This window comes from Paraburkholderia sp. HD33-4, assembly GCF_021390635.1.
Taxonomy (GTDB): Bacteria; Pseudomonadota; Gammaproteobacteria; order Burkholderiales; family Burkholderiaceae; genus Paraburkholderia.
In genome coordinates this window covers 4,240,334-4,266,361 of record NZ_JAJEJS010000001.1, presented here as the reverse complement: position 1 = coordinate 4,266,361, position 26,028 = coordinate 4,240,334, and the positions used below count along the sequence as shown (strand labels likewise).

The window sequence follows — 26,028 nt, the reverse complement described above, 5'->3', positions numbered from 1 at the left end:
ATCAAGCAAAGGGATAGAAATGGATAAGGGAATGAAGATTCTGGTGGTTGACGATTTTCCGACGATGCGCCGGATCGTCCGCAACCTGCTCAAAGAGCTGGGCTACTCGAACGTCGACGAGGCGGAAGACGGCGCGGCCGGTCTCGCGCGTCTGCGCAGCGGCAGCTACGAGTTCGTGATCTCGGACTGGAACATGCCGAACCTCGACGGTCTCGCGATGCTCAAGGAAATCCGCGCCGACGCGAACCTCACGCACCTGCCGGTGCTGATGGTGACGGCGGAGTCGAAGAAAGAAAACATCATCGCCGCGGCGCAGGCCGGCGCGAGCGGTTACGTCGTCAAGCCGTTCACGGCCGCGACGCTCGACGAGAAGCTCAACAAGATCCTCGAGAAGATGGCGAAAGCCGGGAGCTGACGTGACGCCGCCGACCCAAACGCCTGGCGCCGAAGCGGGCAACGACAGCGGCGACTTCGCGTCGGACCGCATCCTCGCCCGCATCGGACAACTGACGCGCACGCTGCGCGATTCGATGCGCGAGCTCGGACTCGACAAGCACGTCGAGCGCGCGGCCGAAGCCGTGCCCGATGCGCGCGATCGTCTGAAGTACATCGCCAACATGACCGAGCAGGCCGCCGAGCGCGTGCTGTCGGCGATCGACATCGCGAAGCCGATCCAGGAGCAGTTGCAGAAGGACGCGGGCACGCTCGACGCGCGCTGGGAGCAGTGGTACTCGGCGCCGATCGAGCGCGAGGAAGTGCGTGCGCTGATGAACGACACGCGCACCTTTCTGCGCGGCGTGCCCGAGGCAACCGGCGCGACCAACTCGCAGCTGATGGAGATCATGCTCGCGCAGGACTTCCAGGATCTGACTGGCCAGGTGATCAAGAAGATCACCGACGTCGTCTATCTGATCGAGCAGCAACTGCTCGGCGTGCTGGTCGAGAACATCGCGCTCGAGCGCCGCGAGAAGTTCGCGGCCAACGCGGCGGCGCTGGCGGCCGAGGTGTCGCCGACGGGCAGCCCCGAGCATCTGCTCAACGGTCCGCAGATCAATCCGGAAGGCAAGACCGATGTGGTGCAGGACCAATCGCAGGTCGACGATCTGCTCGCGAGCCTCGGTTTCTGAGCAAGCGATTCGGCCCGGCAACCGTGCCGGGCTGGCGGTTTCCCCGCGATTCGCGCCAAAGCCGCGCTCAATATGCACCGACTACTCGTCTCCCATACGGTTTCCTGCTAGTAATAGTCGGTAAGTCGCGCGCGTGGGCGCGCCTTGCGCCGGCTGAAAGAATCCGCAGGCATACTACGAGGTCATAGCGGTACCGCACCCGGCCACGCAACGCCGGGCGGTCGCCCGGTGAGGGGATCCTTCAACGTGGCGGCCGCGGCGGTGCCGTATCATCTGCCTATAAGCGGCCGGTTCGCGCAATCGGCGAAGTGTGCCGCGGCTCGGGAGGAGCATCGTCATGTGGAGTCGCTTTCGTCGCGCCGGAATTTCGGCGCTCGTGTTGCCATGTTCGATACTGGCCCTGACGGCCGCGCAGTCGGCCCATGCGGCGCTGGGCAGCGCGCCGCTTACACCCCCCTCCGACGCGTCGGTGTCGTCGCGCGTGGTGCAGCCCGCCGGCGGCTCGACGCAAGGTGTCATGCGTTCTGAATCGAGCGCGGCGTCTTCCACATCTTCCGCCTCCGCTTCCTACACGGTACGCGAGACCACGTTCGGCAACGGCACCGTGGTGCGCGAATACCTGGGCGCGAGCGGCGCGGTATTCGGCATTGCGTGGCATGGTCCGCAAATGCCCGATCTCAGTGATCTGCTCGGCAGTTATTTCCCGCAGTACGTGGCCGGCGTGAAGGCCGTGCGGGCCGCGCGCGGCAACGCGCGGGGACCGGTCGCCGTCGACGATAGCGGCATCGTGGTGCGTTCGGGCGGCCACATGGGCGCCTTCAGCGGCGTCGCGTGGCTGCCGTCCGCGCTGCCGGCCGGCGTCAGCGGTTCCGACATCCAGTAACGGCGAGGACGACGATGCGAACCATGCTCACGACCGCGAATCTCAAAGGCTGGATGCAGGCCGCGCTCGCCGTGCTGCTGACGGCAACACTCGTCGCGTGCGGCGGCGGCGGCAGTAGCGACAACAACTCCAGTGGCGGCGGCACGTCGGACGGACTGAACGGCGGTTCGCTGCCGCCCAGCCCGACCCAGCAGCCGATCTCCGCGAACGCGTCGAACACGGTGCCGATCACGGTCGGGCGGGGCGCGGCCGGCGTCATCAACATCCCCACCGTCAGCGTGACGATCTGCGCGCCGGGCTCGACCTCCAACTGCCAGACGATCAACAACATCCAGCTCGACACCGGCTCGTTCGGCTTGCGCGTGGTGGGCTCGGTGCTCAATTCGACGCTGCTCGGCGCGCTGCCGGTCAGCACGATCGGCAGCAACGGCGCGCAGCTCGCCGAGTGCGCTACGTTCGCGGACGGTTTCACGTGGGGCTCGGTGCGTACCGCGATCGTGACGCTCGGCGGCGAAACGACGACCAGCAGCATCCCGCTGCAGATCATCGGCGACAAGGCCGCGAGCACCATACCCACGAGCGGCTGCGGCAGCGGCGCGGCCGAAAACACGGTCGGTGATCTGGGCGCGAACGGCATTCTCGGCATCGGCACCGCGCCGAACGATTGCGGCGCGACCTGCGCGAACCCGGCGACCGCGGCGAACTACAGCAACTACTTCGCGTGCCCCAACGGCACGTCGTGCACCCGCACCGCGGTGCCGCTCACGCAACAGATCGCCAATCCGGTCGCGAACTTCCCGCTCGACAACAACGGCGTGATCGTGCAGATGGCACCGGTGTCGAACACCGGGCAAGCATCGGCGACCGGCACGCTGGTGTTAGGCATCGGCACGCAGGGCAACAACCCGCTTGCCGCGGCTCAGGTGTTCACGACCGACGCGTTCGGCGACCTCAACAACAGCACCTTCAACGGCACGACCGTCCAGGCATTCCTCGATTCCGGCTCGAACGCCTATTTCTTCGGCGACAGCTCGCTCACGCTGTGCGGCAGTCAGTTCGCGGGCTTCTATTGCCCGTCGTCGGCGCAGACCCGCACGGTCACGCTGGTGGGCTTGAACAAAGTGTCGGCGGTCGCGAGCATCGGCATCCTGAATGCGCAGACGCTGTTCTCCAACGGCAGCAACTTCGCGTTCAACAACCTCGCCGGCCAGATCGGCGGCGACGCCAGCTTCGACCTCGGTCTGCCGTTCTTCTACGGCCGCTACGTGTACTACCACCTCGATCAGACCGCGAGCGGCGGTCCCTCCCCTTACGTCGGCTACTGAAGCCGCACGTCGCTCCAATGCCGGAAGGCTTGCGCGTGAGATACGCGCAAGCCTTCCGGTCATCCGTCGAAATACCCCCGTTTCTCCGCCCTTATCCGACGATCGGCGCTTGCGTCGAGCGGGAATAATCGCTGTCACTGGAAAGAGGCGCCGTGCCTCGGCCGACTGGAGAGCTTTGTGGCAGAGGACAGCGACCTCGAAAAGACCGAATCCGCCACCCCTCGGCGCCTGCAGAAGGCGCGCGAGGAGGGGCAGGTCGCGCGTTCCCGGGAGCTGTCGACATTCGCGCTGCTCGCAGCCGGGTTTTACGGCGTGTGGGGCATGTCGGGCAGCATCGGCGAGCATCTGCAGAACATGGTGCGCGCGTCGCTCACGTTCAATCACGCCGGCGCGTTCGACACCAGCCGCATGCTGATCGGCGCGGGCGCCGCGAGCCGCGAAGGACTCTCCGCGCTGGTGCCGATCCTCGGCTTCACCGGACTTGCCGCGCTGCTCGCGCCGATGGCGCTGGGCGGCTGGCAGCTGTCGGCGAAAGGCTTCGAGCCCAAGTTCAGCCGGCTGAACCCGATCGAGGGCCTCGGCCGCATGTTTTCGATCAACGGGCCGATCCAGCTCGGCATGTCGCTCGCGAAGACGCTCGTGGTCGGCGTCATCGGCGGCACGGCGATCTGGAATCGCCATGAGCAATTCCTCGCGCTCGCGACGCAGCCGCTCAATCTCGCGCTCGCCAACTCCATGCATCTGATCGCGGTGTGCTGCGGCATGACGGTGGCCGGCATGTTCGCGGTGGCCGCGCTCGATGTGCCGTATCAGCTGTGGTCGTTCCACAAGAAGCTGCGCATGACGAAGGAAGAAGTGAAGCGCGAGCATCGCGAGAGCGAAGGCGATCCGCACATCAAGGGCAAGATTCGCCAGCAGCAGCGCGCGATCGCGCGACGCCGCATGATGGCCCAGGTGCCGAAGGCCGACGTGGTCGTGACGAACCCGACGCACTTCGCGGTCGCGCTGCAATACACCGATGGCGAGATGCGCGCGCCGAAGGTGGTCGCGAAGGGCGTGAACCTGGTGGCCGCGCGGATTCGCGAGATCGCCACCGAAAACAACGTGCCGCTGCTCGAAGCGCCGCCGCTCGCGCGAGCGCTCTATCACAACGTCGATCTGAATCGCGAGATTCCCGGGCCGCTGTATGGCGCGGTCGCGGAAGTGCTCGCATGGGTTTATCAGCTGCGCCGCTTCAAGGCCGAGGGCGGCGACGCCCCGCTCGCGCCGACCGATCTCGACGTGCCGCCCGAACTCGACAAGGGCGGCGTCTCGGACGAGGACGCCGCCGAGGAAGCCACCGACACGCTGAACCCGGCCGGCGACGACGCCAGCGACGACACTAGAAACGACGATAAGGGAGCCTCCGCATGAACGTTCGCGCCGGTTTCCTCGCCCGACGGCCGGATGCACTGAGCAGCACCAACCTGCGCGCCCTCGCCGGGCCGGTGCTGATCTGCATGATCCTCGGCATGATGATTCTGCCGTTGCCGCCGTTCCTGCTGGATCTGCTGTTCACCTTCAACATCGCGCTGTCGGTGATGGTGCTGCTCGTCAGCATGTACACGATGAAGCCGCTCGACTTCGCCGCGTTCCCGAGCGTGCTGCTGTTCTCGACGCTGCTGCGGCTGTCGCTGAACGTCGCGTCCACGCGGATCGTGCTCCTCGAAGGCCATACCGGTCCCGACGCCGCCGGCCAGGTGATCGAGTCGTTCGGCCACTTCCTCGTGGGCGGCAATTTCGCGGTCGGTATCGTCGTCTTCATCATCCTGATGGTGATCAACTTCATGGTGATCACGAAGGGCGCGGGGCGGATCGCGGAAGTGTCCGCGCGCTTCACGCTCGACGCGATGCCCGGCAAGCAGATGGCGATCGACGCCGATCTGAACGCGGGTCTCATCAACGAAGAGCAGGCCCGCAAGCGGCGCGCGGAAGTCTCGCAGGAAGCCGAGTTCTACGGCTCGATGGACGGCGCGAGCAAGTTCGTGCGCGGCGATGCGATCGCCGGTCTGCTGATCATGGTGATCAACATCATCGGCGGGCTGATCGTCGGGATGGTCCAGCACGACATGAGCTTTGCCGCGGCGGGCAAGAACTACACGCTGCTGACGATCGGGGACGGCCTCGTCGCGCAGATTCCGTCGCTGGTGATTTCGACGGCGGCCGGCGTGATCGTGTCGCGCGTCGCGACCAACGAGGACATCGGCACGCAGCTGACCGGCCAACTGTTCACGAACCCGCGCGTGCTGATGATCACGGGCTGCATTCTCGTGCTGATGGGCCTGATTCCGGGCATGCCGCACTTCGCGTTCCTGATTCTCGGTGGCGGCCTGATCCAGCTCGGCCGCATGATGAAGAAGCGCGCCGAGGAGCGCAAGAACGCGCCGGCTCTCGTCGATGTCGCGCCGGCCGCGCTGGCGCCGGTCGAAAACGCTGAGGCGAGTTGGGACGACGTGACGATGATCGACACGCTCGGTCTCGAAGTCGGCTACCGGCTGATTCCGCTCGTCGACAAGAACTCGGACGGCGAGCTGCTGAAGCGGATCAAGAGCATCCGCAAGAAGTTCGCGCAGGAAATCGGCTTCCTGCCGCCGGTCATTCATATCCGCGACAACCTCGAATTGCGGCCGAACGGCTATCGCATTGCGCTGAAGGGCGTGGAAGTCGGCTCGGGCGAAGCGTATCCGGGCCAGTGGCTCGCGATCAACCCCGGGCAGGTATCGGCCGCGCTGCCGGGCACGCCGACCCAGGATCCGGCGTTCGGCCTGCCCGCGATCTGGATCGATACGAACCTGCGCGAACAGGCGCAGGTGTACGGCTACACGGTCGTCGATTCGAGCACGGTGGTCGCGACGCACCTGAATCACCTCGTCGTCACGCACGCGTCGGAGCTGCTCGGCCGCCGCGAGGTGCAGGCGCTGATCGAGCGGATGCAGAAGGACACGGCGTCGCTCGTCGACGATCTGGTGCCGAAGATGCTGCCGCTCACCACGCTGCAAAAGGTGCTGCAGAACCTGCTCGAAGAAGGTGTGCCGATCCGCGATCTGCGCACGATCCTCGAAGCGCTCGCCGAGCACGCGAGCAAGATCACCGACCCGCACGACCTCACCGCCGCGGTGCGGCTCGCGTTGGGCCGCGCGATCACCCAGCAGTGGTTCCCCGGCACTGCCGACATGCAGGTGATGGGCCTCGACGCGAACCTCGAACGGGTGCTGTCGCAGGCGCTATCGACCGGGGCGAACCCGGGCCTCGAACCGGGTCTCGCGAACACGCTGCTCACCGAAACGCAGAAAGCGATGACGCGTCAGCAGAACCTCGGTCTCGCGCCGGTGCTGCTGGTGCAGCACGCGTTGCGGCCGATGCTCGCGCGCTTCCTGCGCCGCAGTCTGCCGCAGCTGAAGGTGCTGTCGTATGCGGAAGTGCCCGATACGCGCAACGTCAAGGTGGTGAATCTGATCGGCGCGCACGGCTGACGAAGGCCGCTCGCTCGTGGCGGTGGATACCACGCAAACCGGCGCTCCAGTGGGGCGCCGGTTTTTGTTTCCGCTTCTGATTGCGCACCCCGTCGGGTCGGTAAAAGCGCCATTGCGGGCCTCGTCACGCGATGTGTCTGCCGTGCGTCCATCGCGCGAATTGCCCACCTTTAACGGTCTTTATCCATCGATCGTCTCCCGACGCCTTTCGCAATAATTGATCGCAATGGGAAGCGGTGTATCGCCGGTCCGTCAGTCCGTATACCTCATCGGGGGTCCAGCTTGAACATTCGTAAATTTGTCGGTGCTACCAGTCGCGATGCGTTGCGTCTCGTTCGCGAAGCACTGGGCCCCGATGCGGTCGTGCTGTCGAATCGGACGATGGACGACGGCAGCGTCGAAATCGTCGCGCTCGCCGATAGCGATCTCGCCGCGATCACGCCGAAAGCGCGCGAAGGCGCGCAGGCCGCGGCGCTCGGCACGGGCTCAGGTGCGGCATCGATGCTCGCGCCGCGCGGCTTGTCCGCGGCGCCGACGAATCCGTACGCGAGCGCGATGCCGGACGTGTTTTCGTCGGTGTTCGGGGCGAGCCCGGAAGCGGGTGCCGAAGCGATGCCGGTGATCGAGCCGGGGCATCCGGCTGCGGATGTCGTGGCCGGCCCGGCGAGCAAGGCGGCGCTCAGGTCGGCGGTCAGCCAGGCGGTCAACATGTTGTCCGCGAATGAAGCAGCGTCGGTCGCCACGAACTCGGCAGCAAGCCTGGCCGCGAGTTCGGCTGCAAGTTCGGCTGCCTATCCCACGACGCATTCCGCGCGCAGCGCCGCGTCCGCATCAGCAACCGCGTTGCCCGGCAGTTCGCCGGTCAGCCCGGCGATGCCAGGCGCAACGGGCGCGATAGGCGCGATGGGCACAACGGTCACCTCCGCGGCTGGCGCGGCGAACGCCACGGCCGCCGCTCCCGCCACACCTTCCGGTGCAAGCGCCCGCGCCGCGGCCGCGCGCCTGTCGAAAGACATCCGCGCGGATCTGCTGAAAGCTGCCGGCGTGCCGGCATCGTCGACTGTCGCATCGAGCGAAGCCGCACCGCGCACGATGGCCGAGTCGAATCCGTGGCTCCTCGATCACGCTCGCCGCATCGCGGCCGAGCAGCAGCAACAAAGCGGCCAATACAGCGCGCGTCCCGCCGCGATGACGCCTGCCGCGGCGACCGCCAAAGGCCTCGGCAGCGCAGTCGACGCGCGGCAGGCCGCCGCGCCGCCGGTGATCGATACGCCCGACTGGGCGCGCGAAGCCGCCGAAGTCGCCGCGCGCCGCGCCGCGCAGAAGATCGCGCCGGTGCCGTCCGCCGCCGACGAAAGCCGCACGCCGGCCGCCGTCGCCGAAGCGATCAAGGGGCGCATGGAGCAGGTCGTGAAGGACACCGTGATGAACGAGCTGTCGTCGATGCGCGACATGATGGAAGAGCACTTCGCGGGTCTGCTGTGGGGCGAGCGACAGCGCCGCAATCCCGCCCGCGCCGCGCTCACCAAGCATCTGTTCGCCGCGGGCTTTTCCGCGCAGCTCGTGCAGATGATGGTCGACAACATGCCCGATGACGTCGACACGATGGACGGCGGCATGGAGTGGGTGCGCACGGTGCTCGAATCGAACCTGCCGGTGATGGAGGACGAAGACGCGCTGATGGAGCGCGGCGGCGTGTTCGCGCTGATGGGGCCGACCGGCGTCGGCAAGACGACGACCACCGCGAAGCTCGCCGCGCGCTGCGTGATGCGCTTCGGCGCGAGCAAGGTGGCGCTGCTGACGACCGACAGCTACCGCATCGGCGGTCACGAACAGCTGCGCATCTTCGGCAAGATCCTCGGCGTCTCGGTGCATGCGGTGAAGGACAGCGCCGATCTGCAACTCGCGCTCTCCGAGCTGCGCAACAAGCACATCGTGCTGATCGACACGATCGGCATGAGCCAGCGCGACCGCCTCGTGTCCGACCAGATCGCGATGCTAAGCCGCGCCGGCCAGCCGGTGCAGCGTCTGTTGCTGCTCAACGCGACCAGCCACGGCGACACCTTGAATGAAGTCGTGCAGGCCTATCAGCGCGCGACGGACCAGCACCCGCTCGCCGGCTGCATCCTGACCAAGCTCGACGAAGCGACCAACCTCGGCGGCGTGCTCGACACGGTGATCCGCTACAAGCTGCCGGTGCATTACGTATCGACCGGACAGAAGGTGCCGGAGAACCTGTACGTCGCAACGAAGAAATTCCTGATCAAGAGCACCTTCTGCATCCCACGCGACAACTCGCCGTTCGTCCCGCACGACGACGACATTCCCGCTTTGTTGTCCTCGCTGTCCGCACGTTCGACCGCCGAGCTGCACGAGGTTCGCTTTGGATAAGTTCGTTTCAGATCAAGCCGAAGGGCTGCGGCGGCTGCTTGCGCGCGACGGTGCCCGCGTGATCGCGTTGGCGGGTGCGTCGTCGGGTGTAGGTAATACGACCGCGGCAGTCAACCTCGCCGTGGCGCTCGCGCAGCAAGGCAAGGACGTGCTCGTGATCGACGAATGCGTCGGTGAGAGATCGGTGAGCTCGATGCTTGGCGGCTTGCGCGGCGCGGGCAATTTCGCGGCGGTGATGCGCGGCGAGACCCCGGTCGACTTTGCGGCCGCGCGTCACGCGCTCGGTTTTTCGGTGCTGACTGCCTCGCGCAACAACCGCGAGGGTCATACGGAGGCCGAGTTGAGCGTGCTGCTCGGCGGCTCGGCCGACATCGTGCTGATCGACGCGCAGCTCGACGACGAAGGGCATCTGTCGCCGCTCGCCAAGCAGGCGCACGACGTGATGATCGTCGCGCGCGTGTCGGGCGAGGCGATCACCGACGCCTATGCGTGCATCAAGCGTTTGCATTACGCCCACGCGATCGCGCAGTTGCGCGTGCTCGCCAATCACGTGCAAAGCGCCAAGGACGCGCAGGCCGCGTTCACGAAGCTCGCCGGCGTGGCCGGCCGTTACCTGACCGTCGCGTTGGAAAACGCCGGCTGCATTGCGGCCGACGTGCGCATCGCGCGGGCGCTCGAGCTGTCGCGCTGCGTGGTCGACGCGTTTCCGTCGACGCCGGCCGCGCGCGACTTCCGCCATCTCGCGGCGGAATTGCAGTACTGGCCGATGCGGCCAGCGATGTCGTCGCAAACGCCCTGGCGGGCGCCTGCGACAGTTACAGCGGCGCACCACGCCGACCAACCGTCCGCGCAGCACGCCTAAAAGGCGCGCACGAAAGGACAAGGGGAGCACGATGTACAACGCTCAGGGAAAGATTTCTCAAGCCGAAGTTCTGACGAAGTACGCACCGCTCGTGCGTCGACTCGGCTTGCAGCTTGTCGCGAAAATGCCGGCGAGCGTCGATCTCGACGACCTGATCCAGGCCGGCATGATCGGTTTGCTGGATGCCGCCGGCCGCTACAAGGAAGACCAGGGCGCGCAGTTCGAGACCTATGCCAGCCAGCGGATTCGCGGCGCGATGCTCGATGAGCTGCGCAGCAACGACTGGCTGCCGCGCAGCCTGCGCCGCACCTCGCGCGAAGTGGAAACCGCTGTGCACAAGGTGGAGCAGAACCTCGGCCGCTCGGCGAGCGAGGCGGAGGTCGCCGAGCACCTGCAGATGCCGCTCGACGAATATCAGTCGATGCTGCAGGACCTGCACGGCAGCCAGCTGATCTACTACGAAGACTTCGACCGCTCCGCCGACGACGAACCATTTCTGGATCGCTACTGCGTCGATCATTCCGATCCGCTGTCGGCGCTGCTCGACGACAGCCTGCGCTCGGCGCTCGTCGAAGCGATCGACCGCTTGCCGGAACGCGAGAAGCTGCTGATGTCGCTGTACTACGAGCGCGGCATGAATCTGCGCGAGATCGGCGCGGTGATGGAAGTCAGCGAATCGCGCGTGTGCCAGTTGCACAGCCAGGCCGTGGCGCGCCTGCGCACCCGGCTGCGCGAAATGGCCTGGGCGAACGCCGAAGCGAACTGACGCCAGCGCGGGGCAGCCCGCCGCTTTTCAAGCGCTTTTTCAGATGCGGCAGAGCGCCGCTGCCGATGCGGGCCCATGCCGCCTGCCGCTCGTCATGCGTCCGCCATCTCATGCTCGGCGGCGAGCGCGAGAAAAGCCGAGCGCGACATACCGCGCGCCTGTGCATACGCGTCGATCTCCTGGACCAGCACCTCGGGCAGAGAGATGTTGATGCGGACCGCCTTCTTCAACGCCGGGATATTGCGGGTTGTCACGAAACCCCATGTGAACCCCGCGAACTCGGGATTGCGCCGATGCTCGCCGAGCGTCAGAGGCTCGGGCAGCGGCAGCCCTTCGTCGAGCAAGGTTTCGAGATGCGATTCGATCGCCTCTTTCGCGTTCACATACGCTTGCTCGAGCGTGTCGCCCGCGGAGTAGCAGCCCGGGATATCGGGCACCACGACGCCGAATGCGTGCGTGTTGTCTCCGGGTTCGATGGCGATCGGAAAGATCAGATGCTTCATTTGAGCCCCGCCTGTTTCAGGATGCTGTTCAGGGTGCCGGCCGGCAGATCTTTTTTCGGATGCGGGACGGTGACGAGCCCCCGTTTTCCCGCGTGCCTGAAATGATGGTGACTGCCCGCTATGCGGACGAGCTGCCAGCCATTCGCTTGAATCAATTTGACGACCTCGGCACTGTTCATACATTATATCCTCCATTATACACACGACTACACAATCCAACCAGCGAGCAAGATTCCGCCTGCCGATGCGCTGCGACGTCGCAGCCGCGGCGCTGGCGAAAGCTCGAACGAAGTCACCATTTCAACGTGACGGGGTGGACTAGCGCCAGCTAGCCGAACGGCTAACGCGGCGTGAAATGGAAGGGGAGTCGGATGAAAAGGCGGGGTGAAAAGGCGGGGTGAAAAGGCGGCGGCGGAAAACGAAAAGGCCCGTCGATGACGGGCCTTCTTCACTCACTTCGGATATTGCTCGATGGCAGGGCGGGCGGCGGGCCGATCAAAGTCCCGAATAAGCCGGAATTCGCCCATCCGGCCCATACAGATTCGTCTTGCGCGGCACGTTGACCTGCAGTGCCTTCAGCGCGCGCTGGTTGTAGTCCATCCGCACGCGGATCAGCTCGCCATTGTTGGTGTTGACGCGCCGCGCGCGATCCGCGGCTTTCTGCAGCAGCTTCCATTGCGTCGCGACGCGCGCGTCGGTGCTCGCCGCGAGTTCCATGCCGGACCAGCCGGCCGGAAAGCCGAGTTCGGCCAGTTGCGTGTCGCGGGCCGCTTCGAGCCTCGCGAGCACGCCGATCAATTCGGTTTTCTTCTCGACGATCGCGGGCAACTGCTCCAGCGGCGAGACCGCTGTCAGCGCTTTGGTTTCGAGAGTGAGGATCGAGGCGAATGCCTCGACGGTCGAATATTCTTCGATCAGGGTAGCAACCAGGGCGTCTTTCATGTGTACAACTCGCTACGCACACCGGCTCGCGAACGACGCGCGAACCGAGTTGGTCGGACGCCGCCCGGCAGGTCACCGTGCGGCGAAATGCCGATCAGTTGCCGGTCGACGAGGATTTGTTCTGCAACAGGTCGCGCGCCGTCTGCAGCACGCCGTCGGCGATCTTGCCGGAGTCGATCTGCAGCGTGCCGTCCTTGATCGCCTGCTTGATCGACTCGACGTGCGCGGTGTCGATGTCGGCCGAGCCGGAGGCCGCGAGGCTGCGCAGATGCTGCGACAAACCCGACAGGCTCACGCTGGTGTCGCCCGATGCGCTGCTCGCGGCCGGCGCGGCCGTGCTCGCCGCGCCCTGCGTGGCGCTGGCTGCGGGCGTGGCTTCGCCGCTCTGCTGCGAGCGGGACACAGCGTCTTTCAACGACGGCAGATTCGAAGAGGTGGTGGGATCGACTTTCACGATTGGCTTCCCTAACGATTTGATCCTGATAACGGCAACCGCTGATCAAAACTTTAGCGCAATCGCTCGACACCCGGCCCGCCAACCCGTGGCCATCCGCCCCTTTCAACATGGTTGCGCCTGCGCCGCCCGCCGCCGCGCAGACGGCTTCGAGCGTGGACGTTTGTGCGAGCCCGCTCACATCTGCACTTCCACCGTGCCGCCGTCCTTGACGATGCCGGAGATGATCTGGCCGTTCGCGGTCTTGACGCGCACCTGCTGGCCCGGCGATGCGTTGTTCATCGCGCTGCCTTCGGACGAAATGGAGAAACCGTCGCCGGCCGCGATGACCCGCACGGTCTGACCGAACACCACCGCCGACGCGCTCTTCAGCATGTCGCGGCGCAGCGGCATGCCGCCCGCGATTCGCACGAGCGAGACCGAGCCGACCGCCTGCGACGGATCGGTGACGATCGCCTGCGGCAGGCCGGTCAGGTCGCCGTCACGCGCGACGAGGTCGGCGGCCGTGAGCACCTCGCCCGGCGCCATCGCGCGTGCGGCGAGGTAGTAGGTCGCGTGCAGCGAGATGCGCGCCTGCAGATAGATCGTCCACGGCCGCTCGCCCGCGCAGCGCACGCCGACGGTCAGCCGGCCCCACAGGCGCGCGCCGCTCGGCATGAACGGTTCGAGCGACGTGCACGCGGCGAGCCCGCGCGGAAACGCCGGCGCGACCATGATGTCGACCTTGCCGGGCAGGCCGACGGACTGCTGTTGCAGGAACGCGAGCGCAGCCGTATGAATCGCTTCCGGATCCTGCTGGCCCGGCAGCGGCGCGGGTTGTGCGGTTTGTGCGGATTGCGCGGGCGTGGCGGCGGTACCGGTCTGCGGTGTTCTCGGTGCGATGGCGACGGCAGTCGGTGGCCGCGCGCCAGGCGACGTCACGGGCAGTCTCGCGATCGGGGCATTGGCCCGCTGCGCGGCCGCGGCCGCGATCGGCTTGCCGTTCGCGCCGAATTCGGGCGGCTCGCCGCGCGATGCGAGATCGTCGAAACCGTCGCCTTGCGGCGCATTGGCCGCGACCGCGCGCGGATTCGCGACGCCGGCGGCCGGGGCCCGTTCGACATTGACGCGCGCGACGCCCGACGCCCCTGTATCGGGCGCCGCCGGAATCGTCACGACGCCGTTCGCGTCAGGCTTGAAGTTGGTGCGGATGATTGCCGGCGCGGCCGCAGCGGACTCACCCGCGCCCGGAATGACGATCGCACCGCTCGCGCTCGAGGCGCGCGAGAACGCATCGGTGTCACGCGAGGCGGGAGCGCAGCCGAGCGACTGCGCGGTCGCGGCCGCGAGCGACGCCGCCGACGCGTTGCGTTGCGCCGGCGTCTGAATCCGTTGCGCGAGATCGTTCAGCGCGGCGGGATTTTTCTCGGCGGGCCCTGGAATCACGATCAGGCCGCCGGCATCCTGGGCCTTGGTCGTAGCGGGCAGCAACACGATCCCGCCCGCCACCCATACCACGACGTTGACGACTACCCGCGTCAGGCAGCGCGCAACGCAACGCGAGAAAGAGCGCCGCACCGGCTGCGCGAGCGCGCTCTCTGAACCATCACCCCGCTGATCCACCGAGCGGCCACCCACGCGACGCATCGTCGTGCCGCTCGCACGCTGCGGCAAGGTGTTGGTGGGCTGGTCCATCGCGAGTCTCCATCGAATGCATCGGTACGCCTTGCATTCTAGTGAGCACCCCTTTCGCGCAAACGTTGAATAGAAGCCCCCTTTCCCGGTTATTCGTCCGATTGCCGCTTGCGCCCGGCCCATAAGATGCATCACATGCAAAAAGGCCTTCGCACCGGCCGCGTGTCTCGCACGATGCGCACGGGTCGGCCTTGGAAACGTACTCGGGAGATTCCCATGCTGGACAAACTCGATGCCGAATTCGCCTTCGGCCGGCAGGCGATGGATGTGCGCGCATACCGGCAGGAACTGCTGTCGTCGAATATCGCGAACGCCGACACGCCGGGCTACAAGGCGCGCGATATCGACTTCGCGTCGTCGCTCGCCGGCGCGCTGAAGAAGACGGGCGGCAGCACCGCCGGGCAGGGCGCGTCGAACAGCTCGACGCTCGCGATGGCGCAACCCGCGGGCGTGACGAGCGGCATGTCGATGAACACGACCGAGGCCGGCCACATGAGCGGCAAGGCCACCCTGACGGCGACGGGCGGCAGCCCCGACGACTACGGCAACCTGCAATACCGGATGCCGCTGCAGCCGTCGCTCGACGGCAACACGGTCGACGTCGACACCGAGCGCGTGCAGTTCGCCGACAACACGGTGCACTTCGAGTCGGGCATGACGGTCGTGTCGAACCAGATCAAGACGATGCTGTCGGCGATCACGTCGGGCTCGTAAGCCGCGCGCGCCGCACGACACACAAGCAGAGTGCATAGCAGCTGAATACAGGCAGCACGCACGGACGAACATAAACGCTACGGGACTTAACGTGAAGCCGGTGCGAACCGGCAGGAGAGGTCAGGAAACATGCCATCCCTGATGAATATTTTTGGTGTCGCGGGTTCCGCGATGTCGGCGCAGTCGGAGCGGCTCAACGTGACCGCGTCGAACCTCGCCAACGCGGACAGCACGACGGGCCCCGACGGCCAGCCGTACAAGGCCAAGCAGGTCGTGTTCGCGGTCAACCCGCTCGGCGGTGCGCGCTCGGGCTCCGGCCAGCAGGTCGGCGGCGTGCAGGTGACCGGCGTGGTCGACGATCCGTCGCCGATGAAGACCGCGTACGAACCCGGCAATCCGGCCGCCGACGCGAACGGCTACGTGACGCTGCCCAACGTCGACCCGGTGCAGGAGATGGTCAACATGATCTCGGCCTCGCGCTCGTACCAGGCCAACGTCGAAACGCTGAACACCGCCAAAACCCTGATGCTGAAAACGCTCACGATCGGAACCTGAGGAGAGAGCCTTGACCACCAACACCACGATCGGCAGCAGCGGCACGACCGTTTCGCAGACGCTGCTCGACACGATGAACGGCACGAGCAGCAGTTCGAGCGCGACCGGCTCGACGAGCAGCACCTCGGGCACCTCGGCCTCGGACCTGCAGAACACCTTCCTGCAACTGCTCGTCGCGCAGATGAAGAACCAGGACCCGACCAATCCGATGGACAGCTCGCAGATGACCTCGCAGCTCGCCCAGATCAGCACGGTGCAGGGCATCAGCCAGCTCAATACGTCGCTTTCCTCGCTGTCGACGCAACTGTCGGCGGGCCAGCAATCGCAGGCTGCGCTGCTGATCGGCTCGACGGTGCTCGCCACGGGCAACTCGATCACCGTGGCGAGTGGCAAGGCGAACGAGTTCGGCGTCACGCTCGCGAACTCCGTCAGCGACCTGCAGGTCGTCGTGAAGAACTCGGCCGGCACGATCGTCAACACGATCGATCTAGGCAAGCAGTCGGCCGGCACGATTCCGGTCGGCTGGACGCCGACCGACACGGCCGGCAACACGCTGCCCGACGGCACCTACACGATTACCGCGACGGGCACGATCAACGGCCAGCAGGCGACCGCCACCACGCTCACCGGCGCGACGGTCGAAAGCGTCGTCCAGCAGAGCAGCGGCACACCGGGCCTCGTGCTGTCGAACGGCTCGACGGTCGGCCTGACCAGCGTCGCCGCGATCCTGTAGTCCGGATCCATCCAGTTACGACTTTCCAGATACGGAGTACGTCATGAGTTACCAAACGGGTTTGAGCGGTCTGTCAGCGTCGTCGAGCGATCTCGACGTGATCGGCAACAACATCGCCAACGCCAACACGGTCGGCTTCAAGAGCGGCACCGCGGAATTCGCCGACATGTACGCCAATTCGGTCGCGACCGCGACGAGCCAGCAGATCGGTATCGGTACGCAACTTTCCGAAGTGCAGCAGCAGTTCTCGCAAGGCACGATCACGACGACGAACCAGGCGCTGAACGTCGCGATCAACGGCAACGGCTTCTTCCAGATGTCGAACAGCGGCACGCTGACCTATTCGCGCAACGGCGTGTTCCAGCTCGACAAGAACGGCTACATCACGAACGCGCAGGGCCTCGACCTGATGGGCTACGCGGCCAACAGCTCGGGCATCATCAACACCGCGCAGACCGTGCCGCTGCAGGTGCCGACCGCGAACATCGCGCCGTTGGCGACCACCTCGATCACCGCGGGCCTGAACCTGAACGCGCAGGACAACCTCATGCTCGGCGCGCCGACCGCGACGGCCGGCGCCACGAACGCCGGTACGCTGGCCACGACCGGTGCGACGATCACCAACGCGGCCGCGGGCACCAACACCGACAAGTACACGATCGACTTCACGAGCCCGACCACCTATACGGTCACGGACAACACGCTGGGCACGACCACGGCGGCGCAGACCTACACGGCCGGCACCGCGATCACGCTCGGCAACGGCGAGAGCATCACGTTCAGCGGCACACCGGTGGCCAACGACAGCTACACGATCACGCAGAACCCGACCACGTTCAACCAGAATTCCAATTCGACCTACAACTACTCGACCAGCACGACCGTCTACGACACGCTCGGCGGCTCGCAGACGGTCAACATGTACTTCGCGAAGACGGCCTCGGGCACGTGGGACGTGTACGCGGGCACGTCGACCGGTACCGCGACCAAGATCGGCACGGCGAACTTCAACTCGTCGGGCACGCTGGTCAGCACGACCGACGCGACGACCGGCCTCGCGACCGCGACGCTCGGCGCGTTCACGATGTCGCTGCCGACCACCGACGGTTCGGGCACGCCGCAGAACGTCACGCTGAACATGGGCGCCACCACGCAATACGGCGGCAAGGACGGCGTGAACAACCTGTCGACCAACGGCTACGCGGCGGGCCAACTGACCAGCTTCACAGTCGGCGCCGACGGCACCCTGACCGGCAACTACTCGAACGGCCAGACCGCGGCGCTCGGCCAGATCGTGCTCGCGAACTTCTCGAACCAGAACGGCCTCACCGACCTCGGCAACAACGAGTACGGCCAGACGGCGGCCTCGGGCGTCGCGCAGATCTCGACGCCGGGCTCGACCAATCACGGCGTGCTGCAAGGCGGCGCGGTCGAGAACTCGAACGTCGATCTGACGAGCGAGCTGGTCAACCTGATCACCGCGCAACGCAACTATCAGGCGAACGCGCAGACGATCAAGACCCAGCAGGCCGTCGACCAGACCCTGATCAACCTGTAAGCCAACGGGACCTCCTCATGGATCGGCTGATCTACACCGCGATGTCGGGCAGCGCGCAGGCGCTCGAACAGCAGGCGATCGTCGCGAACAACCTCGCGAACGCGTCGACCACGGGCTTTCGCGCGCAGCTCGAAACCTTCCGCGCCGTGCCGATGTCGTTCGGCGACGGCAGTTCGATCAACGACGACACGACCCGCACGTTCGTGCTGTCGTCGACACCGGGCGCCGACTACACGCCGGGGCCGATCCAGCAGACGGGCAATCCGCTCGACGTCGCGATTCAGGGGCCGGGCTGGCTGTCGGTGCAGACCGCCGACGGCAACGAGGCCTACACGCGTGCGGGCAATCTGCACATCGACGAAAACGGCCAGCTCGTGAACGCGACCAATCAGGTCGTGCTCGGCAACGGCGGGCCGGTGTCGGTGCCGCCGGGCGCGCAGATCACGATCGGCAAGGACGGCACGGTGTCGGCGTTGACGCCGGGCGACCCGCCCACCGCCGTCGTCACCGTCGATCAGCTGAAGCTCGTCAATCCGGATCCGCAGTCGATCACCCGCGGCGACGACGGTCTCTTTCGCACCGCCGACGGCAACCCCGCCGACGCCGATCCGACCGTGACGCTCGCGCCGGCGTCGCTCGAAGGCAGTAACGTGAATCCGGTCAGCGCGATGGTCTCGATGATCACCAACGCGCGCCAGTTCCAGATGCAGACGCAATTGCTGCAAAACGCCGACAAGAACGATCAGTCCGCCAACCAGTTGCTCAGCTTCAGCTAACGGATTGCCACGGAGCGCCCTGCGTGGCGCGCTCCGAGACAGCTTTGCATGGGGCCGGAGTAAGCGCTAAAGCGCCACCTCCGGGCCGACAATGGAGAACCATAAGTGAACCGCTCACTCTATATCGCCGCTACCGGCATGAATGCGCAACAGTCGCAGATGGACGTGATCTCGAACAACCTCGCGAACGTCAGCACCAACGGCTTCAAGGGCTCGCGCGCGGTGTTCGAGGATCTGCTGTACCAGACCATCCGCCAGCCCGGCGCGAACTCGACGCAGCAAACCGAACTGCCGTCCGGCATCCAGCTCGGCACCGGCGTGCAGCAGGTCGCGACCGAGCGTCTGTACACGCAGGGCAACCTGCAACAGACCGGCAACTCGAAGGACGTCGCGATCAACGGCGCGGGCTTCTTCCAGGTGCAGATGCCCGACGGCACGACCGCTTACACGCGCGACGGCTCGTTCCAGACCAACGCGCAGGGTCAGCTCGTCACGTCGAGCGGCTACCAGGTGATTCCGGCGATCACGATCCCGGCCAATGCGACCTCGCTGACGATCGGCAGCGACGGCGCGGTGTCGATCACCGTGGCCGGCTCGAGCAACACGCAGCAGCTCGGCACGATGCAGATCGCGACCTTCATCAACCCGGCCGGCCTCGACGCGAAGGGCGAGAACCTGTTCGCGGAAACGGCGTCGTCGGGTGCGCCGAACGTGGCGCAACCGGGCCTGAACGGCGCGGGCACGCTCAACCAGGGTTACGTGGAAGCGTCGAACGTGAACGTCGTGCAGGAGCTGGTGAACATGATCCAGACCCAGCGCGCGTACGAAATCAACAGCAAGGCCGTGACGACCTCCGACCAGATGCTGCAGACCTTGAGCCAGATGCAGGTTTGAGGACTGGATATTTAAGGCGGTAAACGATGATGTCGCACTCCACTCGTACTCCGGTTCACTCGCGCACGGCCGAGGCGCTCGTGCAGCTCACGCTGGTCGCCGCGCTCGCCGGCTGCGCGCAACTGCCGAGGGAACCGATCACGCAGCAGCCGATGACCGCACTGCCGCCGGTTCCGCCGCAGCAGCAGGCACCGGGCTCGATCTACAACCCGGGCTACGCGGGTCGGCCGCTCTTCGAAGACCAGCGGCCGCGCAACGTGGGCGACATCATCACGATCGTGATCTCCGAGAACATCAACGCGACCAAGAACTCGGGCGCGAATGCGACCCGCAACGGCAACACGAGTTTCAATGTGCCGACCGCGGGCTTTCTCGGCGGCCTGTTCGCCAAGACCAACCTGAGCGCGACCGGCACCAACGGTTTTGCCGGCACCGGCGGCGCGAACGCGTCGAATACGTTCAACGGCACGATCACCGTGACCGTGACCGGCGTGCAGCCGAACGGCAACCTGGTCGTCAGCGGTGAGAAACAGATGCTGATCAATCAGGGCAATGAATTCGTGCGCTTCTCGGGTGTCGTCAATCCGAACACGATTTCAAGCCTGAACGCCGTGTACTCGACCCAGGTCGCCGACGCGAAAATCGAATACTCCGCGAAGGGTTACATCAACGAAGCGGAGACCATGGGCTGGCTCCAGCGGTTCTTCCTCAACGTGGCGCCGTGGTGATCATGGCTACTGTCTTCAACACGCTGTCGCGCGCGGGCCGCGCACTCATGTTCGCCGCGCTCGCCTGCGCGGCGCTGCCGGCCGCGACGCCCGCGCACGCGGAGCGCCTGAAAGATCTCGCGCAAATCCAGGGCGTGCGCGACAACCCGCTGATCGGCTACGGCCTCGTGGTCGGCCTCGACGGCACCGGCGACCAGACCACGCAGACGCCGTTCACGACGCAGACGCTCGCGAACATGCTCGCGAACCTCGGCATCTCGATCAACAACCAGGCGGCGGGCTCGAGCAACTCGCAGTCGTCGCTGTCGAACATCCAGCTGAAGAACGTGGCCGCCGTGATGGTGACCGCGGTGCTGCCGCCGTTCGCGCGGCCTGGCGAACCGATCGACATCACCGTGTCGTCGCTCGGCAATGCGAAGAGCCTGCGCGGTGGCACGCTGCTGCTCACGCCGCTCAAGGGCGCCGACGGCCAGGTGTATGCGCTCGGCCAGGGCAACGTCGCCGTGGGCGGCGCGGGCGCGAGCGCCAACGGCAGCAAGGTGCAGGTCAACCAGCTGGCGGCGGGGCGCATCACCAGCGGCGCGATCGTCGAGCGCTCGGTGCCGACCTCGGTATCGCAGGCGGGCACGATGCAGCTCGACCTGAACGACATGGACTACGACACCACGCAACGCGTCGTCTCGGCGATCGACAACGCGTTCGGCAGCGGCACCGCGACCGCGCTCGACGGCCGCACGATCCAGCTGCGCGCGCCGGCCGACCCGCAGCAGCAGGTCTCGTTCATGGCGCAATTGCAGAACCTGGAAGTGCGGCCCGCGCAGGCGGCCGCGAAGGTGATCCTGAACGCCCGCACCGGCTCGATCGTGATGAACCAGATGGTCACGCTGCAGAACTGCGCGGTCGCGCACGGCAATCTGTCGGTCGTGATCAACACGCAGCCGGTGGTGAGCCAGCCGGGCGCGTTCTCGAACGGCCGCACCGTGGTCGCGCAGCAGTCGCAGATCCAGATGAAGCAGGACAACGGCGCGCTGAAACTCGTGAACGCCGGTGCGAATCTCGCCGAAGTGGTGAAGGGGCTCAATGCGCTCGGCGCGACGCCCGCGGATCTGATGTCGATCCTGCAGGCCATGAAAGCAGCCGGTGCGTTGCGCGCCGACCTGGAAATCATCTAAGGAGCACACAGGATGAATTCGGATCCGACCAATAGCGTCAACTCCGCCAACGACCTGACCAGCCGGTTCGCGCTCGACGTGCAGGGCTTCGGCGCCCTGAGCGCGCAGGCGAAAACTTCGCCGAAAGCGGGCATGAAGATGGCCGCGCAGCAGTTCGACGCCGTCTTCACGCAGATGATGTTGAAGAGCATGCGCGATGCGACGCCGCAGGACAGTCCGTTCGATTCGCACGACACGGCGACCTTCACGTCGATGATGGATCAGCAGATGGCGCAGCAGCTGTCGAAGAAGGGCATCGGCGTCGCCGACGCGATGCTCAAGCAGTTGATGCGCAACCAGGGCATGCAGGTGGGCGGCGCGAACGGCACGGGCGCGGCGGGTGGTCTCGCCGGCATGGCCAACGCGCTCGGTGGCGGCAGCGGCGGCGGTGACGAAGGCCAGAGCGCGGCGTTGAACGCGCTCGCGCGCGCCTACGGCAATGCCCAGGCAAACGGCCAGCTCGCGATGGGCCGGCCCTACTCGGCCAATAGCGCGCTGACGCCGCCGGTGCGCGGCGACGGCAGCTCGCCGAAGGTCGACGCGTTCGTCGACAAGCTCGCCGCGCCGGCGCAGGCCGCGAGCGCGGCGACCGGCATTCCGGCTCGCTTCATCATTGGTCAGGCGGCGCTCGAATCGGGCTGGGGCAAGAGCGAGATCAAGAAGGCCGACGGCTCGACGAGCCACAACGTGTTCGGCATCAAGGCGGGTAACGACTGGACCGGCAAGACCGTGTCGACGGTCACGACCGAATACGTGAACGGCAAGCCGCATCGCACGGTCGAGAAATTCCGCGCGTACGACTCGTACGAGGAAGCGATGACCGACTACGCGAGCGTGTTGAAGAGCAATCCGCGTTACGCGCAGGTGATCAATTCGTCGCGCGACGTGAACGGTTTTGCCAACGGCATGCAGCGCGCCGGTTATGCGACCGATCCGCATTACGCGAAAAAGCTGATGTCGATCATGCAGAAAATGGGCTGATTAAAAATAATGCACGTGATGAGCTCACTGTGCAGGAGAGACGGAGACGGTCCGGCCGCGAGCAGGCGGTTGGCCGTTCCGCGACGGGATGACATTTAATGCGGTTTTTAAAGTTACCGGTAAATTCGGTATAAAAGCCGCGACGACAAAACGGCATCAGAAAAAAGCGGCATAAAATACCGCGCCCACATAATCGTGGGAAATGGGGCGGATACGGTTTTAACGTTTGCGTAAAATTTCCGGCGAATATTTAAATTGAGCCCCTAAATTTTGGCTCGATGCTGCCGCTAACGAGTTAGACCCGATACCGGAACAGCGCTGTAAGGTCCGGTCGAACGCGCGTGTTGCGGCTTTGCATGAAGACCCTCAGAGTCAATGGCTAGGCCCTGGCACGTGCCCGCAAGAACATGCTTACCGGCAAGCCCATGGATATGAACCAGTCGAACGGCCAGACTGACACGAACGGTCAGCCGCACGTCCCGCAAAACGATGGCGTTCCCGATTTCGGCCGCCGCAATCCGCTCGAAATCGGCGTGCAACTGCGCAATCTCGTCAACCGCGGCGACTTCCTCACACTCGAATATGCGGGTGGACAGCTCGTCACGCGTCTGCTCGACGTCGACGTGCGAGAGCGTACTTTCACTTTCGATTGGGGCGCGCTCCCCGATCAGAACGCGGGGCTGCTCAGCGCGCCGCGCTGCCAGTTCCACGCGTCGCCCGACGGCGTGCGCGTCGACTTCTCGACCAAGACCCCGCGCGAAACGCGCTTCGAGGGACTGCCGGCGTTCGAGGCCGACTTCCCCGAGGTGCTGTTCTACGTGCAGCGCCGCGAGTACTTCCGCGTCGCCGCGCCGATTCTCGACCCGTACACGTGTACCGGCCGCCTGCCCGAGGGCGACACGTTCCGCTTCGAGGTGCACGACCTGTCGCTCGGCGGCGTCGGCATGCGCACGACCGACCTGCGCGTCGCCAATCTGCCGATGGGCGCGCGCCTGATGGACTGCGAGCTCACGCTCGGCGCGCTCGGCCGTTTGTCGCTGGATCTGCAACTCGTGTCGCATCGCTCGCTCGCGATGCCGAATGGCACGCAGCGCTATCAGCTCGGCTTCCGTTTCCTGACGCTGCCGGGCAGCGCTGAAAACACGCTGCAGCGGCTGATCACGCAGCTCGAAATGAAGCGCCGCTCGCTGTCACGCTGAGCGGCGAGGCAACGCGCGGCGCCGTGCGCATGACGCACGGCGCCGCGCGAACGTTTTGACTGGCGAAGCAAACGTTGCACTCGCGTCGGAGGCGACGGCGCGGCAACGTCGCGGCAACGTCGCGGCGAGCGCAAACGAAGTGGAATGGCCCTCAATTTTTCGCGCGGCGGGCCGTTAAAGAGGATGTTCCACTAACGCGGTGGCATGTCTGCGATGCCGCCCTTCAGGATGACGCATGTCCAGCAATCTCTTGACTATCGGCCTCAGCGGACTCCAGGCAGCCCAATGGGGTTTGACGACGACCGGTGAAAACATCAGCAACGCGTCGACACCCGGCTACACGATGGAAACGCCGGTGTATTCGGAGACGGGCGGCACGTACACCGGCTCCGGCTACCTGCCGATGGGCGTCTCCACCGACACCGTGACGCGTGCGTACAGCCAGTATCTGACGACCGAGCTGAACAACGCGCAGTCGACGAGCAGCTCGCTCACCGCGTACAACACGATGATCACCGAGCTCAACAACCTCGTCGGCAGTCCGACCACGGGGATTGCGAGCGCGATCAGCGGTTACTTCTCGGGCCTGCAGAACGTCGCCAGCAACGCGTCGAGCGTGTCGACGCGGCAGACCGCGATCAGCGACGCGCAGACGCTCGCGAACCAGATCAACGCGGCAGGCCAGCAGTACGACCAGTTGCGCTCGAGCGTCAATACGCAATTGAGCAACGCGACCACGCAGATCAACACCTATACCGCGCAAATCGCGTCGCTGAACACGCAGATCACGCAGGCGAGCAACCAGGGCCAGCCGCCGAACCAGCTGCTCGACGAACGCGACCAGGCGGTGTCGAATCTGTCGCAACTGATCGGCGTGTCGGTCGTGCAGGACAACGGCAGCTATAGCCTGTTCATGTCGAGCGGGCAGCCGCTGGTGCTGGCGGGCAACAGCTTCAACCTCGGCACGGCGACCTCGACGAGCGACCCGAGCGAGCTGTCGGTCCAGTATCTCGGCCAGGCCGGCGCGAAGCCGGCGCCGACCCCGCAGACGCTGTCCGACACGAGCGTGTCCGGCGGCACGCTCGGCGGCCTGCTGCAATTCCGGTCGCAAACGCTCGATCCGGCCGAAGCGCAACTCGGCGCGATCGCGACCAGCTTCGCCGCGCAGGTCAACTCGCAGAACGAGCTCGGCCTCACGCTGAACGGCACCGCCGGCGGCGCGCTGTTCACGGTCGGCTCGCCGACCGTGTACGCGAACCCGCAGAACACCGGCAACGCGACGCTCGGCGTCTCGTTCGCGAACGCGGCCCAGCCGACCACGAGCGACTACACGCTGTCGTACAACGGCACCGCCTACACGCTGACCGACAACCAGACCGGCAGCATCGTCGGCTCGGCGGCGAACCTGACCAACCCGATCGGCGGCCTGCAGTTCTCGGTCGCGAGCGGCACGATGAAGGCCGGCGACTCGTTCTCGGTCGAGCCGACCCGCGGCGCGCTGGACGGCTTCGCGCTGACCACCACCTCGGCCTCGTCGATCGCGGCCGCGGCGCCCGTGCTCGCATCGGCATCGACGTCGAACACCGGCAGCATGACGGTCTCGCAAGGCACGGTATCGGCCGGCTACAGCGCACCGACCAGCACGTCGACGATCACCTATACCGCGGGCACCGGCCTGACCGGCTTCCCGGTCGGCTCGGTGGTGACGGTCGCGGGCTCCCCGTCGACTTCGTACACGATCGGCTCGACGACGACCGCGGTGCCGTACTCGCCGAGCTCGGGTGCAACGCTGACGATCACCAACCCGACCAATTCGACGAGCGCGGGCGTGATGAACAACGTCACGGTCACGATCGGCGGCACGCCCGCCAGCGGCGACACGTTCACGATCGGACCGAACACCGGCGCGACCAACGACGGCCGCAACGCGCAACTGCTGTCGAGCCTGACGTCGGCGCAGGTGCTCAACGGCGGCACCGCGACGCTGACGGGCGCGTACGCGAGCTACGTGAACACCATCGGCAACCAGACCACGCAGATCCAGACGTCGGCGACCGCGCAAAGCACGCTCGTCACGCAGATCACGTCGGCGCAGCAGTCGGTCTCGGGCGTCAATATCAATGAAGAAGCGGCCAACCTGCTTCAGTACCAACAGCTCTATCAGGCCAACAGCAAGGTCATCCAGACCGCGCAGACGCTGTTCCAGACTTTGCTTGGCATCTTCTCGTAAGGCGTTGAAC

At 65.9% G+C, this 26,028-nt stretch carries 25 protein-coding genes; 20 read left to right on the top strand and 5 right to left on the bottom strand.

The window, feature by feature from the left end:
- The first annotated feature begins 19 nt into the window (after positions 1–19).
- The 9 genes from cheY (at position 20) to L0U84_RS19105 (ending at position 10,866) form a co-directional block, all read left to right on the top strand.
- Complete coding sequence (gene cheY / locus L0U84_RS19145) at positions 20–415, top strand: chemotaxis response regulator CheY (RefSeq protein ID WP_129959964.1); 396 nt, start codon at positions 20–22, stop codon at positions 413–415.
- Position 416: 1 nt separating this feature from the next.
- Positions 417–1,127, top strand: coding sequence for a protein phosphatase CheZ (cheZ, locus tag L0U84_RS19140; protein WP_233851732.1), 711 nt, complete (start codon positions 417–419; stop codon positions 1,125–1,127).
- 337 nt (positions 1,128–1,464) lie between these two features.
- Positions 1,465–2,010, top strand: a complete 546-nt coding sequence (locus tag L0U84_RS19135) for a DUF2844 domain-containing protein (RefSeq protein ID WP_233851731.1) — start codon at positions 1,465–1,467, stop codon at positions 2,008–2,010.
- A gap of 14 nt (positions 2,011–2,024) precedes the next feature.
- Entirely contained in the window at positions 2,025–3,335 is a 1,311-nt protein-coding gene (locus tag L0U84_RS19130; protein WP_233851730.1) for a DUF3443 domain-containing protein, read from the top strand.
- Positions 3,336–3,512: 177 nt separating this feature from the next.
- A complete protein-coding gene (gene flhB, locus L0U84_RS19125; RefSeq protein WP_233851729.1) occupies positions 3,513–4,748 on the top strand; it encodes a flagellar biosynthesis protein FlhB in 1,236 nt (411 codons plus the stop codon).
- The gene (gene flhA / locus L0U84_RS19120) at positions 4,745–6,847 is read left to right on the top strand and encodes a flagellar biosynthesis protein FlhA (RefSeq protein WP_233851728.1); all 2,103 of its coding nucleotides are present in this window, start codon (positions 4,745–4,747) and stop codon (positions 6,845–6,847) included. The genes flhB and flhA overlap by 4 nt, the downstream gene beginning before the upstream one ends.
- A 282-nt stretch (positions 6,848–7,129) precedes the next feature.
- On the top strand, positions 7,130–9,238 hold the full coding sequence (flhF, locus tag L0U84_RS19115) for a flagellar biosynthesis protein FlhF (protein ID WP_233851727.1): 2,109 nt from the start codon (positions 7,130–7,132) through the stop codon (positions 9,236–9,238).
- The gene (locus L0U84_RS19110) at positions 9,231–10,100 is read left to right on the top strand and encodes a MinD/ParA family ATP-binding protein (RefSeq protein WP_233851725.1); all 870 of its coding nucleotides are present in this window, start codon (positions 9,231–9,233) and stop codon (positions 10,098–10,100) included. Before flhF ends, L0U84_RS19110 begins: the two co-directional genes overlap by 8 nt.
- 31 nt (positions 10,101–10,131) lie before the next feature.
- A complete protein-coding gene (locus tag L0U84_RS19105) occupies positions 10,132–10,866 on the top strand; it encodes an RNA polymerase sigma factor FliA (protein WP_233851723.1) in 735 nt (244 codons plus the stop codon).
- 92 nt (positions 10,867–10,958) lie between these two features.
- Here L0U84_RS19105 and L0U84_RS19100 read toward each other — a convergent pair whose 3' ends face one another.
- From L0U84_RS19100 to flgA, 5 genes are all read right to left on the bottom strand, one after another.
- Positions 10,959–11,369: a type II toxin-antitoxin system HicB family antitoxin gene (locus L0U84_RS19100; protein WP_129959940.1), complete on the bottom strand. Its 411-nt coding sequence runs from the start codon at positions 11,367–11,369 to the stop codon at positions 10,959–10,961.
- Complete coding sequence (locus L0U84_RS19095; RefSeq protein ID WP_013090886.1) at positions 11,366–11,548, bottom strand: type II toxin-antitoxin system HicA family toxin; 183 nt, start codon at positions 11,546–11,548, stop codon at positions 11,366–11,368. The genes L0U84_RS19100 and L0U84_RS19095 overlap by 4 nt, the downstream gene beginning before the upstream one ends.
- Before the next feature lie 316 nt (positions 11,549–11,864).
- Complete coding sequence (locus tag L0U84_RS19090; RefSeq protein ID WP_233851721.1) at positions 11,865–12,311, bottom strand: flagella synthesis protein FlgN; 447 nt, start codon at positions 12,309–12,311, stop codon at positions 11,865–11,867.
- A 94-nt stretch (positions 12,312–12,405) separates the two neighbouring features.
- A complete protein-coding gene (flgM, locus tag L0U84_RS19085) occupies positions 12,406–12,765 on the bottom strand; it encodes a flagellar biosynthesis anti-sigma factor FlgM (protein ID WP_233851719.1) in 360 nt (119 codons plus the stop codon).
- 177 nt (positions 12,766–12,942) lie between these two features.
- The gene (flgA, locus tag L0U84_RS19080) at positions 12,943–14,439 is read right to left on the bottom strand and encodes a flagellar basal body P-ring formation chaperone FlgA (protein ID WP_233851717.1); all 1,497 of its coding nucleotides are present in this window, start codon (positions 14,437–14,439) and stop codon (positions 12,943–12,945) included.
- Positions 14,440–14,655: 216 nt separating this feature from the next.
- On the opposite strand from flgA, the gene flgB reads away from it, so the two are divergent.
- The 11 genes from flgB to flgK all read left to right on the top strand — a co-directional run bounded on the left by flgB (position 14,656) and on the right by flgK (position 26,018).
- On the top strand, positions 14,656–15,153 hold the full coding sequence (gene flgB / locus L0U84_RS19075) for a flagellar basal body rod protein FlgB (RefSeq protein ID WP_233851715.1): 498 nt from the start codon (positions 14,656–14,658) through the stop codon (positions 15,151–15,153).
- 129 nt (positions 15,154–15,282) lie between these two features.
- Entirely contained in the window at positions 15,283–15,708 is a 426-nt protein-coding gene (gene flgC / locus L0U84_RS19070) for a flagellar basal body rod protein FlgC (protein WP_027199188.1), read from the top strand.
- A gap of 10 nt (positions 15,709–15,718) precedes the next feature.
- Entirely contained in the window at positions 15,719–16,441 is a 723-nt protein-coding gene (locus L0U84_RS19065) for a flagellar hook assembly protein FlgD (RefSeq protein ID WP_233851714.1), read from the top strand.
- Positions 16,442–16,484: 43 nt separating this feature from the next.
- The gene (locus tag L0U84_RS19060; protein ID WP_233851713.1) at positions 16,485–17,999 is read left to right on the top strand and encodes a flagellar hook protein FlgE; all 1,515 of its coding nucleotides are present in this window, start codon (positions 16,485–16,487) and stop codon (positions 17,997–17,999) included.
- Positions 18,000–18,016: 17 nt separating this feature from the next.
- Entirely contained in the window at positions 18,017–18,775 is a 759-nt protein-coding gene (gene flgF / locus L0U84_RS19055) for a flagellar basal-body rod protein FlgF (protein WP_233851711.1), read from the top strand.
- Between the two features lie 105 nt (positions 18,776–18,880).
- Positions 18,881–19,669 carry a flagellar basal-body rod protein FlgG gene (flgG, locus tag L0U84_RS19050; protein WP_233851710.1) on the top strand — a complete coding sequence of 263 codons (789 nt, stop codon included), beginning with the start codon at positions 18,881–18,883 and terminating at the stop codon, positions 19,667–19,669.
- Positions 19,670–19,698: 29 nt separating this feature from the next.
- Complete coding sequence (gene flgH, locus L0U84_RS19045; protein ID WP_233852070.1) at positions 19,699–20,397, top strand: flagellar basal body L-ring protein FlgH; 699 nt, start codon at positions 19,699–19,701, stop codon at positions 20,395–20,397.
- A gap of 2 nt (positions 20,398–20,399) precedes the next feature.
- Positions 20,400–21,569 (top strand): flagellar basal body P-ring protein FlgI, encoded by a 1,170-nt coding sequence (locus tag L0U84_RS19040; protein ID WP_326491181.1) that lies wholly within the window; start codon positions 20,400–20,402, stop codon positions 21,567–21,569.
- Between the two features lie 12 nt (positions 21,570–21,581).
- Positions 21,582–22,589, top strand: a complete 1,008-nt coding sequence (gene flgJ / locus L0U84_RS19035) for a flagellar assembly peptidoglycan hydrolase FlgJ (protein ID WP_233851709.1) — start codon at positions 21,582–21,584, stop codon at positions 22,587–22,589.
- 425 nt (positions 22,590–23,014) lie between these two features.
- Entirely contained in the window at positions 23,015–23,788 is a 774-nt protein-coding gene (locus L0U84_RS19030) for a flagellar brake protein (RefSeq protein WP_233851708.1), read from the top strand.
- A gap of 235 nt (positions 23,789–24,023) precedes the next feature.
- Positions 24,024–26,018: a flagellar hook-associated protein FlgK gene (gene flgK / locus L0U84_RS19025; protein ID WP_233851707.1), complete on the top strand. Its 1,995-nt coding sequence runs from the start codon at positions 24,024–24,026 to the stop codon at positions 26,016–26,018.
- Positions 26,019–26,028 lie beyond the last annotated feature (10 nt).

Excerpts from the sequence above, each read along its gene's own strand:
- L0U84_RS19030 (WP_233851708.1), top strand. The coding sequence starts at position 23,015 with ATGGATATGAACCAGTCGAACGGCCAGACTGACACGAACGGTCAGCCG.
- L0U84_RS19100 (WP_129959940.1), bottom strand. The coding sequence starts at position 11,369 with ATGAAGCATCTGATCTTTCCGATCGCCATCGAACCCGGAGACAACACG.
- L0U84_RS19105 (WP_233851723.1), top strand. The coding sequence starts at position 10,132 with ATGTACAACGCTCAGGGAAAGATTTCTCAAGCCGAAGTTCTGACGAAG.
- L0U84_RS19090 (WP_233851721.1), bottom strand. The coding sequence starts at position 12,311 with ATGAAAGACGCCCTGGTTGCTACCCTGATCGAAGAATATTCGACCGTC.
- flgB (WP_233851715.1), top strand. The coding sequence starts at position 14,656 with ATGCTGGACAAACTCGATGCCGAATTCGCCTTCGGCCGGCAGGCGATG.
- flgH (WP_233852070.1), top strand. The coding sequence starts at position 19,699 with ATGTCGCACTCCACTCGTACTCCGGTTCACTCGCGCACGGCCGAGGCG.
- L0U84_RS19095 (WP_013090886.1), bottom strand. The coding sequence starts at position 11,548 with ATGAACAGTGCCGAGGTCGTCAAATTGATTCAAGCGAATGGCTGGCAG.
- flgJ (WP_233851709.1), top strand. The coding sequence starts at position 21,582 with ATGAATTCGGATCCGACCAATAGCGTCAACTCCGCCAACGACCTGACC.
- cheY (WP_129959964.1), top strand. The coding sequence starts at position 20 with ATGGATAAGGGAATGAAGATTCTGGTGGTTGACGATTTTCCGACGATG.
- L0U84_RS19135 (WP_233851731.1), top strand. The coding sequence starts at position 1,465 with ATGTGGAGTCGCTTTCGTCGCGCCGGAATTTCGGCGCTCGTGTTGCCA.
- flgF (WP_233851711.1), top strand. The coding sequence starts at position 18,017 with ATGGATCGGCTGATCTACACCGCGATGTCGGGCAGCGCGCAGGCGCTC.
- flgC (WP_027199188.1), top strand. The coding sequence starts at position 15,283 with ATGCCATCCCTGATGAATATTTTTGGTGTCGCGGGTTCCGCGATGTCG.
- L0U84_RS19040 (WP_326491181.1), top strand. The coding sequence starts at position 20,400 with ATGGCTACTGTCTTCAACACGCTGTCGCGCGCGGGCCGCGCACTCATG.
- L0U84_RS19130 (WP_233851730.1), top strand. The coding sequence starts at position 2,025 with ATGCGAACCATGCTCACGACCGCGAATCTCAAAGGCTGGATGCAGGCC.
- flgA (WP_233851717.1), bottom strand. The coding sequence starts at position 14,439 with ATGGACCAGCCCACCAACACCTTGCCGCAGCGTGCGAGCGGCACGACG.
- L0U84_RS19060 (WP_233851713.1), top strand. The coding sequence starts at position 16,485 with ATGAGTTACCAAACGGGTTTGAGCGGTCTGTCAGCGTCGTCGAGCGAT.
- flhA (WP_233851728.1), top strand. The coding sequence starts at position 4,745 with ATGAACGTTCGCGCCGGTTTCCTCGCCCGACGGCCGGATGCACTGAGC.
- flgK (WP_233851707.1), top strand. The coding sequence starts at position 24,024 with ATGTCCAGCAATCTCTTGACTATCGGCCTCAGCGGACTCCAGGCAGCC.